We start from the raw sequence: 15786 nt of genomic DNA on the forward strand, positions 1-15786 counted from the left end.
TGCGGGGAGAGGGAGCGCTCCGTCATCGCGGCAACAACTCACTTCATATTCGCGATCGCGTGCAGCGCCGCGATGTAGCCAAACGGCCCCAGCCCGCAGATCACACCGGTCGCCACGAACGAGATCTTCGAGTGGCGGTGATATTCGTCGCGGGCGTGGATGTTGGAGATGTGGACCTCCAGCACCGGGCCTTCGAACGTCTTGATCGCGTCCATGATCGAGACCGAGGTGAAGGAGAGCCCGGCCGGATTGATGACGATCGCGTCGGCATCCTGCCGCGCCGACTGGATCAGATCGACCAGCACGCCCTCATGGTTCGACTGATGGAAGACGAGCTTGAGCCCGAGCTTTGCGGCGATCTCCTCACAGCTCGCATTCACCTGGTCGAGCGTCGTGGTGCCGTAGATGTGTGGCTCGCGGATGCCGAGCATATTGAGGTTGGGACCGTTGAGGATCATCACGCGCTTCATGGTCGGGTCCTTCCGGGAGTTAGCCGCCGAACCATTTTGCAGGTCCGGTGACGAGAACAGGAAACAGCGTCAGCAAGGCTAGCACGACAAGCTGGGCGATCATGAACGGCCAGACGCCGCGGATCAGGTCGTCCATCGAGACGCGCGAGACGCCGGCAACCACGTTGAGCACGACGCCGACCGGCGGCGTGATCAGGCCGATCGCATTGTTGATGATGAAGAGCACGCCGAAATAGACGGGGTCGATGCCGGCCTGCTTGACAACAGGCATCAGGATCGGGGTCAGGATCAAGATCGTCGGCGTCATGTCGAGCGCTGTGCCGACGATCACGACGATGATCATCAGGACCAGGGTCAGGATGGTCTTGTTGCCGGCGAACGGCTGCACCAGCGCGACGATCTGGTCGGAGATCTCGGCGACGGTGATCAGCCAGGACGACACCAGCGCCGCCGCGACGAGGAACATCACGACGGCCGTGGTCTGCGCCGTCGAGACCAATAGCCCCGGCAATTGCGATGGCTTGAGCTCGCGATAGACGCCCATCGCCACCACAAGCGAATAGACCGCGACCACGACGGCGGCCTCCGTCGGCGTGAAAATGCCGAAGCGCAGGCCGAAGATGATGATCATCGGCAACATCAGGGCCCAGAAGCCGTCGATCAGCGCGCGCCAGATCTCGGCAAGACTCTTGCGCGGCAGCCGCGCCGGGTTCTCCTTGCGCACTACCCACCACCAGGCCAAGCACAGGCCGACGCCGAGCAGCAGGCCCGGCACGATGCCGGCGAGGAACAGTTTCGAGATCGAGACGTTGGCGGCGACGCCGAAGATGACGAAACCGATCGAGGGCGGAATCACCGGCGCGATGATGCCGCCGGCCGCAACGAGACCAGCCGCGCTGGCGCGGTTATGGCCGGCGGCTGCCATCATCGGCACCAGCAGCGCGCCAAGCGCAGCGGCATCCGCGACGGCCGACCCCGACAGCGATGCCAGGATGCAGGACGTCAGGATCGCGACATAGCCGAGCCCGCCGCGGAAATGGCCGACCAATGCGATCGCGAAATTGAGAATGCGGCGCGCCAGTCCGCCGGTGTTCATGACCTCGCCGGCGAGGATGAAGAACGGCACCGCCATCAGCGGGAAGGAATCGACGCCGTTGATGACGTTCTGCGCGATGATCTGGGAATCGAACATCGCCAGATACGTCATCAGCGCGATGCCGCAGATGATCAGCGCGAACGCGATCGGCATCCCGATCGCCATGGCGCCCAGCAGCGAGAACGTGAAGACGGCGACGGTCATGCCTGCTGCTTTCCGCTCGCGGCTTCAGCAGAATGCGCAAGTTCCTCGGACTCGCTGATGGCGATGAGATCGGCGTCGGCAATCTGCCCGATCATCAGCCGGTAAAGCTCATGGCCGATGATCGCGCAGGAGGAGGCACCGAACACGATACCGGCGGCATAGAACAGGCCGACCGAGAGTCCCGAGGCCGGGGCAACCGTGTCCCAGTTCAACACCGTCTGCTTCCATGATCCCTCCGTCAGCAGCACGGAGGCATAGAGCATCAGCGCGTGGCTGAGGCCGTAACAGACCTTGCGGCCGAACGGCGGCAACACTTTCACGAGACTGTCGACGCCGAGATGAGCGTGCTCCTTCATGCCGATGACCGCGCCCAGAAACACCATCCAGACGAACAGCCAGCGCGACAGCTCCTCCGAGATCGCGATGCCGGAGTTGAAGCCGTAGCGCAGCACGACATTGCCGAACACCAGCACAACCATGGCGGCGAGCAGCACGGCGATGACGGCGCGGAGCAGCCAGAAATAGGCATCGACGATCGTTTTCATGGTGTCCGGCGCTCAGGGCTTTTGCGCGTGGACGCGATCGAGCTCGCTGTTGAACAGCTTGACGATGGCCGGGTCGTATTCGGCCGAGAACTTTTCCGCAATTGGCTTCGTCTTCTCGCGCATGCGATCGAGCTCGACGGGCGCGATCTCGTTGACCGCCATGCCCTTCGCCTTGAGCTCGTCGATCGCGGCCTTGGCCTGCTCGCGGCTCACCTTGCGCTGGTAGTCGCGCGCCTCGATGGCGGCGTCCTGCAGGATCTTCTGCTCGTCGGGCGAGAGCCCGTCCCAGAACTTCTTGCTGATCAGGATGATGTTGGTCGAATAAGTGTGGTTGGTGACACTGAGATATTTCTGCACCTCGAAAAACTTGTTCGACAGGATCACCGAGAACGGATTCTCCTGCCCGTCGACGGTGCCGGTCTCCAGCGCGCTGTAGAGCTCCGAAAAGCTCATCGGCACCGGGTTGGCGTTGAAGGCCTTGAAGGTCTCCAGATACACGGGGTTCGGGATCACCCGGATCTTGATGCCGCCGAGGTCTTCGCCCTTGGTGATGGCGCGCTTGCTGTTGGTGACGTTGCGGAAGCCGAGATCCCAATAAGCGAGACCGACCAGCCCCTTCTCCGGCAGCTTTGCCAGCAGCGCCGCGCCGAGCGGACCGTCGAGCAAGGCATCGGCCTGCTGCGGCGTCGAGACGATGAAGGGGAAATCGATCAGGCCGAAATCCTTGACGATGCCGACCAACGACGTCGTCGCCGGCGACTGCATCTCCTGGGTACCGGCACGCAGCGCCGATTGCTGCTGCATCTCGCTGCCGAGCTGATTGGCCGGATATTCGCGCACCTTGATCTTGCCGCCACTCTTGGCCGCGACGATCTCGGCGAACTTTTGCACGCCCTTGCTGACGGGGTGGTCGGTGTTGTTGAGGTGCCCCCACCGGATGGTGCGCTCCTGAATGGCCTGGGCCGAAACCGGTCCCACCACGCCAATGGCGATCGCACCAACCGCCGCCACCCAAGCCAGACCTTTGAACCGAACCCGCATCGCGCCCTCCCTGATGACCTTCGTTCTTGGGGAGCGAAGGTGTTGTATGACGTATTATAAATCAACCTATATTTTCTATTTTGTCTGGTAATATAAGAAACGCTTGATAAAGTTGCGAAATTTGGCAATACGCGGGTTTAAAGCGCTAGGATGAGGCATGGACATCTCTCCCGACACGACCGCCGAGACGGTGGGCGACAGCGCCTACCGCCGCATCCGCACCGACCTGATCTTCGGCAAGCTGACGCCCGGTCAGAAGCTGAAGCTCGAGCGGATGAGCAGCGCCTACGGCACCAGCATCTCGACGCTGCGCGAGACGCTGAACCGGCTGTGTTCGGAAGGGTTCGTCGTCGCCGAAGGCCAGCGCGGCTTCGAGGTGGCGCCGATCTCGGCGACCGAATTCCAGGAGATCGCCGAGCTACGCGAGCTGCTCGAAGGCCACATGATCGAGAAGTCGTTCGCCACCGGCGATCTCGATTGGGAGGCGCATATCGTCTCCGCGCATCACAAGCTCGCGGCAATGGAGCGGATGCTGCTGTCAGGCGAGCGATCCGACGCCGAGAGCTGGAAACAGTGCGATTTCCAGTTTCATCGCGCGCTCGTCGCGGCCTGCGGCTCGAAGGTGCTGCTCGATGCGCATGCAGCTGTCTATGACCGCTATCTGCGCTACCAGATGATCGCGGTCGTCTTCCGCGGGGAGATGGCGGCGGCCGAGCATCGCGAGCTGAAGGAGCTGGCGCTGAAGCGCGATGCCAAGGGCGCGAACAAGGTGCTGCATACCCACATCCATGATTGCGTGGCGCATGCCTTGCGCAATTCGGATTGGTTAAAGCCTCTCGTCAAGGACACGCGCGCCGAGCCGCGCAGGAAGGCCAAGGCCGGCTAGGCGCGCGGAGACGCATGGTGCAGAGCAACATGACCTCTCGCGCGAACTTGATCGGGATCAAGTTTCAATTCGCACGATAGGGCATTTTGCCCAGACGCCCCACAGGGCCAAATGTGGGATAGCGCATAGACATTGGAGCTGGAAAAGCTCTAAGGATATGCACCCTTTTGGTCAGTTCCGTCTCAGGTTGCGCCGATGGATTACAGCCAGTTCTTCAATTCCGCCCTCGATCGTCTCCACACTGAGCGGCGCTACCGCGTGTTCGCCGATCTGGAACGCATCGCCGGCCGGTTCCCGCATGCGCTCTGGCACTCGCCCAAGGGCAAGCGCGACGTCGTGATCTGGTGCTCCAACGATTACCTCGGCATGGGCCAGCACCCCAAGGTGGTCGGCGCCATGGTCGAGACCGCGACGCGCGTCGGCACCGGCGCAGGCGGCACCCGCAACATCGCCGGCACGCATCATCCGCTGGTGCAGCTTGAGGCCGAGCTCGCGGATCTCCACGGCAAGGAAGCCGCGCTGCTGTTCACCTCGGGCTATGTCTCGAACCAGACCGGCATCGCGACCATCGCGAAGCTGATTCCGAACTGCCTCATCCTGTCGGACGAACTCAACCACAATTCGATGATCGAAGGCATTCGCCAGTCCGGCTGCGAGCGCCAGGTGTTCCGTCACAACGACCTCACCGATCTCGAAGCGCTGCTGAAGGCCGCCGGTCCCAGCCGGCCGAAGCTGATCGCCTGCGAGAGCCTCTACTCCATGGACGGCGACGTCGCGCCGCTCGCAAAAATCTGCGATCTCGCCGAAAAATATGGCGCGATGACCTATGTCGACGAGGTCCACGCCGTCGGTATGTACGGCCCGCGCGGCGGCGGCATTGCCGAGCGTGACGGCGTCATGCATCGCATCGACATTCTCGAAGGCACGCTGGCGAAGGCGTTCGGCTGCCTCGGCGGCTACATCGCCGCCAACGGCCAGATCATCGACGCCGTGCGCTCCTACGCGCCGGGCTTCATCTTCACCACCGCGCTGCCGCCGGCGATCTGCTCGGCCGCGACCGCCGCGATCAAGCACCTGAAGACCTCGAGCTGGGAGCGCGAGCGCCACCAGGACCGTGCAGCACGCGTCAAGGCGATCCTCAACGCCGCGGGCCTTCCGGTGATGTCGAGCGACACCCACATCGTGCCGCTGTTCATCGGCGATGCCGAGAAGTGCAAGCAGGCCTCCGACCTGCTGCTCGAAGAGCACGGCATCTACATCCAGCCGATCAACTATCCGACGGTGGCCAAGGGTACCGAGCGCCTGCGCATCACTCCCTCGCCCTATCACGACGACGGCCTGATCGATCAGCTCGCTGAAGCCCTGCTGCAAGTGTGGGACCGGCTCGGCCTGCCGCTGCGCGAGAAGTCGCTGGCGGCGGAGTAGGTTTTCTTCGCCTCTTCCCGCTTGCGGGGAGAGGGAGAGCGGGCAGCTCATCCTGCACCTTAACGACAACCCCAGTTCCCGCTCCCGTACGGCATTTCGCTGTCGCGTCCTCTCGTCCAACGCGCTAGATTTGCTCGGAAAATGAGGCCCGGCGCCGCCAGCGCCCAGGGAGAAGCACGCTCGCCATGCTGCACGATTGGGGCGTGATCGCCGCCGCCTTCGGCTATATCGGCTTCCTGTTCCTGGTGGCGAGCCATGGCGACCGCCGCTCACTGGCCCAGGCCGGCCGCGCGTCCGGGCTGATCTATCCGCTGTCGCTGGCGATCTACTGCACCTCCTGGACCTTCTTCGGCTCGGTCGGCTTTGCGACGCGGACCTCGACCGACTTCCTGGCGATCTATGTCGGCCCGATCCTGATGATCGGCCTCGGTGCCGGTGTCTTGCGCCGGGTGATCCAGCTTGCCAAGGCCCACAACATCACCTCGATCGCCGACTTCATCGGCGCGCGCTACGGCAAGAGCCAGGCGGTGGCGGCAACCGTGGCGCTGATCGCGATCATCGGCTCGGTGCCCTATATCGCGCTCCAGCTCAAAGCCGTCGCCTCCTCGCTCGCGACCATCCTGAGCGAGGACCAGGCCTTCTCCCACATCCCGATCGTCGGCGACATGGCGCTGATGGTGACGCTGGCGATGGCGGCCTTCGCCGTGCTGTTCGGCACAAGGCAGACCGACGCCACCGAGCATCAGCACGGATTGATGCTGGCGGTCGCAACCGAATCCATCGTCAAGCTGGTCGCCTTCCTCACCGCCGGCATCTTCGTCACCTTCTGGATGTTCTCGCCGCATGAGTTGATCGAGCGCGCGATGAAGACGCCGGAGGCGGTGCGCGCCATCGAATACGCGCCGTCGATCGGCAACTTCCTCACCATGACGCTGCTGTCGCTGTGCGCAATCATGCTGCTGCCGCGCCAGTTCCATGTCAGCGTCGTCGAGAATTCCTCGGACGCCGAGGTCAGCCGCGCGCGCTGGCTGTTCCCGCTCTATCTCGTCGCCATCAATGTGTTCGTGATTCCGATCGCGCTCGCCGGCCTCGTCAGCTTCCCGTTCGGTGCCGCCGATCCCGACATGTATGTGCTGGCACTGCCGATGGAGGGCGGCGCGGATTTGATCAGCGTCGCCGTCTTCGTCGGCGGGCTGTCGGCGGCGACCGCGATGGTGATCGTCGAATGCGTCGCGCTGTCGATCATGGTCTCGAACGATCTCGTGGTGCCCTTGGTGCTGCAACGACGGCCGGAGGGACGCCCTGGCGGCGCTGATTTCAGCGACTTCCTGCTGCGCTCGCGGCGCCTTGCGATCTTCGCCATCATGGTGATGGCCTATTTCTACTATCGCGCGCTTGGCAACACCCAGCTCGCGGCGATCGGCCTGCTCTCCTTCGCCGCCATCGCCCAGCTCGCACCGAGCTTCTTCGGCGGACTTTTGTGGCGACGCGCGACCGCGCGCGGGGCCATCGGCGGCATGCTGGTCGGCTTTGCGGTCTGGCTCTACACGCTGTTTATTCCGAGCTTCATGGACTCGTCGACGGCGGGCATCCTGCTGCTCCAGCATGGCCCGTTCGGGATCGAGGCGCTGCGGCCGCAGGCGCTGTTCGGCGCCGATCTGCCGCCGCTGATGCATGGCGTGATCTGGTCGCTGTCGCTCAACATCCTCACCTATGTGTTGCTGTCGCTGGCGCGACAGCCGTCGTCGATCGAGTTGGTGCAGGCGGACCTGTTCGTGCCCAACACGCTGGCGCCGATCGCCCCGAGCTTCCGCCGCTGGCGCACCACCGTCACGGTGCAGGACATCCAGGCCACCGTCGCGCAATATCTCGGGCCCGACCGCGCCCGGCATTCGTTCGAGGCCTTCTCGGCAAGGCGCAATGTGCGGCTCGAGCCCGCCGCGCCCGCCGATTTCGAACTGCTGCAGCACGCCGAGCACCTGATCGCCTCCTCGATCGGAGCTGCGTCCTCGCGCCTCGTGATGTCGCTGCTGCTGCGCAAGCGCACGGTCTCCGCGAAAGCCGCGCTCAAGCTGCTCGACGATTCCCATGCGGCGCTGCATTTCAACCGCGAAATCCTCCAGACCGCGCTCAACCATGTGCGCCAGGGCATCGCGGTGTTCGACGCCGACCTGCACCTGATCTGCTCCAACCGGCAGTTCGGCGACCTCCTCAACGTCCCCCCGCACTTCATCCAGTTCGGCACGCCACTGCGCGAGATCCTGGAATTCATGGACGTCAGCAACCCCGCCGATCCGGTCGAGCGCGAGGCCCTTCTGGAGCGGCGGCTGGCCGCCTACACCACCGACAGCGAGCCCTATCTCGAACGCTTGCCGGAACGGCACATGGTGATCGAGATCCTGACCAACCGCATGCCGGGCGGCGGCTTCGTCATCACCTTCACCGACGTCACGCCGACATTCGAGGCGGCCGAAGCGCTGGAGCGCGCCAATGCGACGCTGGAAAAGCGCGTGCGCGACCGCACCGAGGAGCTGACGCGGCTGAACTCGGAGCTGGCGCTGGCCAAGAGCACGGCGGAGGATGCCAGCATCTCCAAGACGCGCTTCCTCGCGGCCGCCAGCCACGACATCCTACAGCCGCTGAACGCGGCGCGGCTCTATGTCACGAGCCTCGTCGAGCGCCAGCACAATGGCGAGGAGACGCGGCTGGTCGAGAACATCGACGAGTCGCTGCAGGCCATCGAGGAGATCCTCGGCGCGCTGCTCGACATCTCCCGGCTCGACGCCGGCGCGATGGCGACCTCGATCTCGAGCTTCAAGATGGCGGACCTGATGCGCTCGCTGGAGATCGAGTTCGCGCCGATCGCGCGCGCCAAGGGCCTCGACCTCACCTTCGTGCCCTGCTCGCTCCCGGTCGAGTCCGACCGCCTGCTGCTGCGGCGCCTGCTGCAGAATCTGATCTCCAACGCGATCAAATACACCCCGCGCGGCCGCGTGCTGGTCGGCTGCCGCCGCCAGGGCCCTTCGCTCAAGATCTGCGTCTACGACACCGGCGTCGGCATCCCGCCGGTCAAGCGCGGCGAGATCTTCAAGGAATTCCACCGGCTCGAGCAGGGCGCGCGGATCGCGCGCGGCCTCGGCCTTGGCCTCTCCATCGTCGAGCGTCTGGCGCGCGTGCTCAACCACGGCATCGCCATCGATGCCAATGCGAGCCGCGGCTCCGTGTTCTCGGTCACGGTGCCGACGGCGAAGGCGATCACCCTCACCGCCGCCGTCACCAGCGCGACGCCGCTGGCGCGGACGCCGATCGCGGGCGCGCTGATCGTCTGCATCGAGAACGATGCGGCGATCCTCGACGGCATGCGCACGCTGCTGAAGGCGTGGGACGCCGAGGTGATCGCGGTCGCCGACCCCGAGGGCGCGATCGCCGCGATCGAGGCGGCAGGCCGCAGGGTCACCGGCCTCCTGGTCGATTATCATCTCGACCGCGGCAACGGCGTCGCCGCGATCCGCGAGATCCGCCGCCGCTTCGGCGATTCGATCCCGGCGATCCTGATCACCGCCGATCGCAGCCCCGCCGTGCAAGTGGCCGCGCGTGACGAAAAAATCGCGGTGCTCAACAAGCCGGTGAAGCCGGCCTCGCTGCGCGCCCTGCTCGGACAGTGGCGCACGCAGCAGATGGTTGCGGCGGAATAGGACGGCTACGCTCCGAAGTCCGTGGAGATGCTGAGCGCTCGCCACCTCTCGAGCTCTTCGAGACGTCGCCGGTCCGCCGCCGCGATGGCGTTCACGGCATCGCTGCCGAGCGCGATCCGCAGAGGGGGACGCTCCATGTTCGCGAGCTCGAGGACCACGGCAGCAGCCTTCGCGGGATCACCGGGCTGGCGGCCATCATAGTCACGCTGCATCCTCACGGCGGCACCGACGACCGCGTCATATTCCGGCCTGCCCTCGTCCGTCGCATGCGCAGCCTGCGCGAAGCCCGTCCGGAAGCCGCCGGGCTCGACGATCGTGACGTTCATCCCGATCAGCGCCATCTCCCGTGCCAGCGACTCCGAGAAGCCTTCGATCCCCCACTTCGCAGCCGAATAGGCCGCGCGTGCGGGCGCGCCGATCCGTCCACCGACGGAGGAGATCTGCATAATGTGCCCGCGTCGCTGCCGGCGCAGCACGGGAATAGCCGCCTTGGTGACGATGATGGTGCCGATCAGGTTGGCCTCGATCTGGCGCCGGAACAAGTCCAGGCTCGTGTCCTCGACCGATCCGAGGTCGCCGTAGCCGGCGTTGTTCACGACCACATCGAGGCCGCCGAACGCCGTGACGGCGAGGTCAACGGCCGCTTGCGCGGCAGCCTCATCGGTGACATCGAGCTTTGCGAGCCGCAATCTCTCACCGAAGCGTTCACCCAGCGATTTGAGCGACTGGAGCTCCCGAGCCGTGGCAACCACGCGATCTCCCGCCGCAAGCGCCGCCTCCGTGATGGCACGGCCGAGCCCACGCGAGCTGCCACTGATGAACCAGGTCTTCATGTCAGTCTCCGTAAGGTCTCAAGGCGCGGGCCTGGTGAAAACATAATCGCGGCTTTTGGCGCGGGCTTCGTGACAACCCCAGCAGGTGCGATGCTGGGCCTCGTCGACCGGTTTGCCGTTGATGAAGCGGCCGAAGCCCCAGCCGCCGGTCGAGGCATACTTTCTGGAATCCTTGACCATCACCTGCACGGTCGTCGCGGCGCCCGGAACCGTCGCGGAGGCGAATTCCGGTGACTGCTTTCGCTTCCAGGCACGCTTGACCAGAATGGTGCCGTCCGGGAACGGAAGCTTGCCGGCTTGATAAGCATCGATGGCGATCTGGTTGCCGACCACAGCGCGCAGTTCGTCGAGCGGCGCAGCCTCTTCGGCTGGCGCGATCAGCTCCCATTGCTTGTAGCCGGCGGGAATGGTGACGCCGAAGATCGGCGACGCATCCGCTGTGCTGGCTTGGGCCGGCCCTTCGGCAAGCGCGATCGAGACCAGATACGGCACGCACGTCAGGAGAACGACGATCAGCGCCGCGGCGAGCAGGATGGCCGTGGTGAATGCGGATTTCTTCTTTTCAGGTTCAGTCGGCGTCATGACCTTCACCAAGCTGGAGCAACGAACGATCCTCGGCCCAGCCGTGCTGGACCGAGGCTTCAAGCAAAATCCTCAGGCGCCGCCCTCGGCGTCGATGACGGCTTTGGCAAAGGCCTGTGGCGCTTCCTGCGGCAGATTGTGGCCAATGCCGCCGGTGATCAGGCGGAAGTCGTACCGACCTGAGAACTTCTTGGCATAGGCGCCGGGATCGGGATGCGGCGCGCCGTTGGCGTCGCCTTCCATCGTGATCGTCGGCACGCTGATCACCGGCGCCGCCGCGAGCTTCTTCTCGATCTCCTCGTATTTCGCCTCGCCCTGGGCGAGGCCGAGCCGCCAGCGATAATTATGGATGGAGATTGCGACATGATCCTTGTTGTCCAGCGCCGCCGCGCTTCGGTTGAAGGTGGCGTCGTCGAACTTCCATTGCGGCGAAGCCAGCTTCCAGATCAGTTTCGCGAAATCATGCGTATACTTCTCGTAGCCGGCGCGGCCGCGCTCCGTCGCGAAATAGAACTGGTACCACCATTGCAGTTCGGCCGCCGGCGGCAGCGGTGCGTTGCCGGCCGCCTGGCTGGAGATCAGATAGCCGCTGACCGACACCAGCGCGCGGCAGCGTTCCGGCCACAGCGCGGCGATGATGTCGGCGGTACGCGCGCCCCAGTCGAAGCCGGCGATAACGGCCTTCTTGATGTCGAGCTTGTCCATCAGCGCGATGATGTCGACGGCCAGCGCGGCGGGCTCGCCGTTGCGCGGCGTCTCGCTGGAGAGGAACTGCGTCGAGCCGTAGCCGCGCAAATATGGGATGATCACGCGATAGCCGGCCTTGGCCAGGATCGGTGCGACGTCGACGAAAGCGTGAATATCGTAGGGCCAGCCGTGCAGCAGGATCGCGACGGGACCGTTCGCGGGACCTGCCTCGGCATAGCCGACATTGAGAACGCCGGCGTCGATCTGCTTGATCGGCCCGAAGGATGCGTTCGATGCGGACGATTGGGGCGCGTCGGTCTGGGCGCGCACGAGACCTGCGACGCCGAGACCGACGGCAACGGTTCCTGCGGCGACGCCAAAAAACTTGCGGCGGTGCTGGTCGATGATCTGCTTCATGATGTGGCTACCTTGTTGATGATTGACGATGCTGCGTCAGGCCAGCGCGACCGTGACCTCGATGTTGCCGCGAACGGCCTTGGAATAGGGACAGGTCTGATGTGCATCATCGATGATGCCGCGTGCGATCTCGGGGTCGAGGCCCGGCAGGCTGACATTGAGACGGGCTCGAAGCGAATAAGTGCCCTCGTCGAGCACGAGATCGATTTCCGCATCGATCGCACTTTTTCTCGGAAGCACGATTTTCCGCGTGCGAGCCGCCTTCTCCATGGCGCCCTCGAAGCAAGCCGACCAGCCGGCTGCAAACAATTGCTCGGGGTTGGTGCCGAGGCCCGCACCGCCCGGCGGCGACAATTTGACATCGAGGCGGCCATCGGAGCTGCGCGATGCGCCATCCTGTCGCCCGCCGCTGGTGTGGGTCCTGGCCGTGTAGAGCAGTTTTGCCGTTTGCGTCATGAAAGTCTCCTTGCCGTCGCGCAACTGACTATCAGCGGCGGCCGGAAGACGCCCGTTTGGACTTGTGAGATGTTGTAAGGACCCGGCTTGCAACTCCTCACGAGGCCTGCATCCGTGGTCTGATCCCGATACGGCAGCACCCTTGCCGGATCGCGAGCATCTGCTATCCGGTCCGTTCGAAAGGACCAGGATTCCGCCATGACTGAGCCGGCGAGCACCGCGACGGGAACCCTGTCGTTCGGGCCATTTACCGTGACGCCGCACGAGCGGCTCGTGACACGCGAGGGGGTTGCGCTGCCGCTCGGCGCAAAGGCCTTCGACACGCTGATCGCGCTGATGTCGCGGCCGAACGAGGTCGTCAGCAAATGGGATCTGATGGCGCTGGTGTGGCCCGGCCTCACCGTTGAGGAGGCCAATCTGCGTTTTCACGTCGCAGCGCTTCGTAAAGCCCTCGGCGACGGCAAGGACGGGGCCCGCTACATCACCACGCTGTCGGGGCGCGGCTACTGTTTTGTGGCGCCGATCTCGCGTGCGCAGATTGCAGCCGAACGCCGTCCAACATCGCGGGCGGAGCTGCAGCCTGTCAAACTGCCGAGCCGGTTGCAACGGATGGTCGGCCGCGACGATGCGATCCCCGCTGTTTCGGACAGGCTCATCACCTCGCGCTTCGTCACGATCGTCGGCCCCGGCGGCGTCGGCAAGACCGCAGTCGCGGTGGCGATCGCTCACGATCTGCTCGAAACATTTTCCGAGGCCGCGCACTTTGTCGACCTTGCCGCCTTGAGCGATCCCGACCTCGTGCTCACATCGATCCTGCTGATGCTGGGCCTGCCGGCGCAGACGGACGATCCGCTGCCCGCGCTGCTCGCTCATCTCCGCGACAAGCGGATGCTGCTGATCCTCGACAATTGCGAGCACGTGATCACCGCGGCCGCACCGCTGGCGGCGGAGATCTTTCATGCCGCGCCGCATGTCCATATCCTCGCCACCAGCCGCGAGGCGCTGCGCGTCGAGGGCGAGCAGGTCCATCGCCTCGCGCCGCTCGCCGTGCCACCCGACAATGCCGCACTGACGGCGGCTGCCGCACAGACCTATCCCGCGCTTCAGCTCTTCCTCGAACGTGCCGCGGCCGGCGGCGCCGAGATCGCTCTCGACGATCGCAATGCCGCGATCGTCGCGGGTATCTGCCGCAGGCTCGACGGCATGGCCCTGGCGATCGAACTCGCCGCGGGCCGGGTCGAAGCCTATGGCCTGGAGCAGACCGCGGCGCTGCTCGACGAACGGCTCAATCTGCTCTGGCAGGGTCAGCGCACCGCGCCGCCGCGGCAGAAGACGTTGCAGGCGACGCTGGACTGGAGCTTCAGCCTCTTGTCCGACACTGAACGCCTCGTGCTGCGCCGCCTTGCGGTCTTCGCCGGCCATTTCACCATCGACGCCGCGCTCGAGATCGTGCCGGATGAACATGTCGACCGCGCCCGCCTGTTCGACGCCATCGACAGTCTCGTCGCCAAGTCGATGGTCGCGCCGCGCCCCGTCGGCGCCATGATGCGCTACCGGCTGCTCGACACGACGCGCGCCTATCTGCTGGGGATCGAGCCTGGCGACGCAGCGCTCGCCGCCCGGCACGCCGCGTATTACCAACGATGGCTGGAGCAGGCCGGCACGACATGGGCGACGGTGCCGAGCCCGGACGAACGCGCGATCCACTTCTCCGCCCTCCACAATGTGCGCGCCGCGCTCGACTGGTGCTTTGGCCCGAACGGCAATGCCGACATCGGCATTGCGCTGACTGCTGCTGCGGCGCCGATCTTCCTTGCGATGTCGCTGCTGACCGAATGCCGGCGCCGGTCGGAACGCGCGCTGCTTGCAATCGATCCATCGGCGCGCGGCAGCGCCGAGGAGATGCACATCCAGGCCGCCCTCGGACTGACCTTGATGTTCACGCGCGGCGGCAGCGAGGCGGCGCTTGCCGCGCTGCGCCGGAGCCTTGCGATTGCGGAGGCGCGCGGCGACGCGCCGAACCAGCTTCAGCTGCTCGGCCGCATGCATATCTTCCACGAGCGGCTGGGGCAGTTCGACGCCGCGCTCGGCTATGCGCAGCAGAGCCTCGCAGTCGCGGGAACACTCGGTGATGCCGCCTCGATCGCGCTCGCTCATTCACTGCTGGGTGTGTCCCTGCATCTGGCCGGGGAGCATCGTGACGCGCTGAAGATGCTGACGGCCGCCTGGCACGGGCCGGGCACGGAGCGGATCAGCACGGTCTACGGCTTCGACCATCGCAACCGCGCCGGCATTTCGCTTGCGCGCGAGCTCTGGCTCCAGGGCCGGCCCGCGGATGCGCGGCAGCTCGCGCTGCAGACGGTCGCGGACGCCGCGCAGATGGACCATCCGATCACGCTCTGCATCGCGCTGATCTGGGCGGTCTCGATCGACCTCTGGAGCGGAGATCTCGACGATGCGGAAGCCAACATCGACCGCTTCATCGCACATGCCGAATCGCATTCGATGGGCCCGTATCTCGCGGTCGGCCGCGGCGTCAAAGGCGAGCTGGCGATCCGGCGCGGCAATGCTGCGGGCGGGATCGAGACGATACGCAGCTGCCTGCGCGAACTCCACGAGTCCGGCTACGAGCTGCTCACTACGACGTTCAATATCGCGCTGGTTCACGGCCTTCTGGCGCTCGGAGAGTCCGAGCAGAGCGCGCGCCTGGTCGGCGACGCCATCCGCCTCGTCCAGCAAGGCGGCGATCATTTGTACATGCCCGAGCTGCTGCGGATGAAGGGGAGAGTTCTGTTGTCGCTGCCGGCGCCGCAATCCGAACAGGCAGAGGCGCAGTTCGTGCAGTCCCTGGATTTGAGCCGCCGCAAAGGCGCAAAGGCCTGGGAGCTGCGCGCCGCGATCGATCTGGCGCAACTCCTTGCTGCGCGCGGCCGGCGCGAGGAGGCTGCGCAATTGCTTCGATCATCGCGCGAAGGCTTTGCCGCGGGGGCCGAGACGGCAGACATCAGGACAGCCGACGAGTTGTTGGAGACATTATAGGGATGGCGAGGGGCAGCATTGCCATCCTCAAACGCACACAGCCCCCGCAGACACACCTTCTCGTTCTCGTGGCGCATTTCGCCCGAGCTTTGCCTGGTCGCTCCACCCTCGAAATCGAGAGGGCGCAGGGAAGACCGGGTGCCGACTGGCACCCGCGGTCCGCTGCGCGAAAGTGTAGCGCAAAGAGACCGCACAGCAGCATACAGGTGTAGCCGAACACTCGGCCTTCCCTGCGCGATGGTCGGACGGCTTATGCCGTGCTCTCCCGGGAGCCGACCTTTCCTTCTGGCCTCCCTCGCCCCGCGAATTGACGATGCCGTCCGCCCGGTTGGGCTCGCGCACACCTCCGCGAAGGGCTTGACCGTAGCAACGACGGCCAGGACCACACGGTTTTGCCGTACGCACGGTCC

The 15786-nt window shown here is 65.1% G+C and carries 12 protein-coding genes; 4 read left to right on the forward strand and 8 right to left on the reverse strand.

Annotation, left to right across the window (positions count from 1 at the left end; genetic code table 11):
• Positions 1–38: 38 nt before the first annotated feature.
• The 4 genes from aroQ to HYH08_RS08855 are packed head-to-tail and all read right to left on the reverse strand — an operon-like array spanning position 39 to position 3356.
• The gene (aroQ, locus tag HYH08_RS08840; RefSeq protein WP_220009376.1) at positions 39–470 is read right to left on the reverse strand and encodes a type II 3-dehydroquinate dehydratase; all 432 of its coding nucleotides are present in this window, start codon (positions 468–470) and stop codon (positions 39–41) included.
• A gap of 19 nt (positions 471–489) precedes the next feature.
• The gene (locus tag HYH08_RS08845; RefSeq protein WP_220009377.1) at positions 490–1770 is read right to left on the reverse strand and encodes a TRAP transporter large permease; all 1281 of its coding nucleotides are present in this window, start codon (positions 1768–1770) and stop codon (positions 490–492) included.
• Entirely contained in the window at positions 1767–2315 is a 549-nt protein-coding gene (locus HYH08_RS08850) for a TRAP transporter small permease (RefSeq protein ID WP_220009378.1), read from the reverse strand. Before HYH08_RS08850 ends, HYH08_RS08845 begins: the two co-directional genes overlap by 4 nt.
• A 12-nt stretch (positions 2316–2327) precedes the next feature.
• Entirely contained in the window at positions 2328–3356 is a 1029-nt protein-coding gene (locus tag HYH08_RS08855) for a TRAP transporter substrate-binding protein (RefSeq protein ID WP_220009379.1), read from the reverse strand.
• Between the two features lie 157 nt (positions 3357–3513).
• Here HYH08_RS08855 and HYH08_RS08860 point away from each other — a divergent pair, with 157 nt between their 5' ends.
• From HYH08_RS08860 to HYH08_RS08870, 3 genes are all read left to right on the forward strand, one after another.
• Complete coding sequence (locus HYH08_RS08860) at positions 3514–4242, forward strand: GntR family transcriptional regulator (protein WP_220009380.1); 729 nt, start codon at positions 3514–3516, stop codon at positions 4240–4242.
• Between the two features lie 195 nt (positions 4243–4437).
• Positions 4438–5667, forward strand: a complete 1230-nt coding sequence (hemA, locus tag HYH08_RS08865; protein ID WP_220009381.1) for a 5-aminolevulinate synthase — start codon at positions 4438–4440, stop codon at positions 5665–5667.
• Between the two features lie 185 nt (positions 5668–5852).
• On the forward strand, positions 5853–9362 hold the full coding sequence (locus HYH08_RS08870; RefSeq protein ID WP_220009382.1) for a PAS domain-containing hybrid sensor histidine kinase/response regulator: 3510 nt from the start codon (positions 5853–5855) through the stop codon (positions 9360–9362).
• 5 nt (positions 9363–9367) lie between these two features.
• Here HYH08_RS08870 and HYH08_RS08875 read toward each other — a convergent pair whose 3' ends face one another.
• The 4 genes from HYH08_RS08875 to HYH08_RS08890 all read right to left on the reverse strand — a co-directional run bounded on the left by HYH08_RS08875 (position 9368) and on the right by HYH08_RS08890 (position 12337).
• On the reverse strand, positions 9368–10195 hold the full coding sequence (locus tag HYH08_RS08875) for an SDR family NAD(P)-dependent oxidoreductase (RefSeq protein WP_220009383.1): 828 nt from the start codon (positions 10193–10195) through the stop codon (positions 9368–9370).
• 18 nt (positions 10196–10213) lie between these two features.
• Positions 10214–10777 (reverse strand): cytochrome P460 family protein, encoded by a 564-nt coding sequence (locus HYH08_RS08880; RefSeq protein ID WP_220009384.1) that lies wholly within the window; start codon positions 10775–10777, stop codon positions 10214–10216.
• A 72-nt stretch (positions 10778–10849) separates the two neighbouring features.
• The gene (locus tag HYH08_RS08885; RefSeq protein ID WP_220009385.1) at positions 10850–11881 is read right to left on the reverse strand and encodes an alpha/beta fold hydrolase; all 1032 of its coding nucleotides are present in this window, start codon (positions 11879–11881) and stop codon (positions 10850–10852) included.
• Between the two features lie 36 nt (positions 11882–11917).
• Positions 11918–12337 carry an organic hydroperoxide resistance protein gene (locus HYH08_RS08890; RefSeq protein ID WP_220009386.1) on the reverse strand — a complete coding sequence of 140 codons (420 nt, stop codon included), beginning with the start codon at positions 12335–12337 and terminating at the stop codon, positions 11918–11920.
• Between the two features lie 198 nt (positions 12338–12535).
• Between HYH08_RS08890 and HYH08_RS08895 the strand changes: the two genes are divergently transcribed.
• Positions 12536–15376 carry an ATP-binding protein gene (locus HYH08_RS08895; protein WP_220009387.1) on the forward strand — a complete coding sequence of 947 codons (2841 nt, stop codon included), beginning with the start codon at positions 12536–12538 and terminating at the stop codon, positions 15374–15376.
• The last annotated feature ends 410 nt before the right edge of the window (positions 15377–15786 follow it).

This window comes from Bradyrhizobium sp. BR 10289 (assembly GCF_019455385.1).
In the GTDB taxonomy this organism is placed as follows: domain Bacteria; phylum Pseudomonadota; class Alphaproteobacteria; order Rhizobiales; family Xanthobacteraceae; genus Bradyrhizobium.

Coding starts and splice junctions, on each gene's coding strand:
- aroQ (WP_220009376.1), bottom strand. CDS start 470: ATGAAGCGCGTGATGATCCTCAACGGTCCCAACCTCAATATGCTCGGC.
- HYH08_RS08845 (WP_220009377.1), bottom strand. CDS start 1,770: ATGACCGTCGCCGTCTTCACGTTCTCGCTGCTGGGCGCCATGGCGATC.
- HYH08_RS08850 (WP_220009378.1), bottom strand. CDS start 2,315: ATGAAAACGATCGTCGATGCCTATTTCTGGCTGCTCCGCGCCGTCATC.
- HYH08_RS08855 (WP_220009379.1), bottom strand. CDS start 3,356: ATGCGGGTTCGGTTCAAAGGTCTGGCTTGGGTGGCGGCGGTTGGTGCG.
- HYH08_RS08860 (WP_220009380.1), top strand. CDS start 3,514: ATGGACATCTCTCCCGACACGACCGCCGAGACGGTGGGCGACAGCGCC.
- hemA (WP_220009381.1), top strand. CDS start 4,438: ATGGATTACAGCCAGTTCTTCAATTCCGCCCTCGATCGTCTCCACACT.
- HYH08_RS08870 (WP_220009382.1), top strand. CDS start 5,853: ATGCTGCACGATTGGGGCGTGATCGCCGCCGCCTTCGGCTATATCGGC.
- HYH08_RS08875 (WP_220009383.1), bottom strand. CDS start 10,195: ATGAAGACCTGGTTCATCAGTGGCAGCTCGCGTGGGCTCGGCCGTGCC.
- HYH08_RS08880 (WP_220009384.1), bottom strand. CDS start 10,777: ATGACGCCGACTGAACCTGAAAAGAAGAAATCCGCATTCACCACGGCC.
- HYH08_RS08885 (WP_220009385.1), bottom strand. CDS start 11,881: ATGAAGCAGATCATCGACCAGCACCGCCGCAAGTTTTTTGGCGTCGCC.
- HYH08_RS08890 (WP_220009386.1), bottom strand. CDS start 12,337: ATGACGCAAACGGCAAAACTGCTCTACACGGCCAGGACCCACACCAGC.
- HYH08_RS08895 (WP_220009387.1), top strand. CDS start 12,536: ATGACTGAGCCGGCGAGCACCGCGACGGGAACCCTGTCGTTCGGGCCA.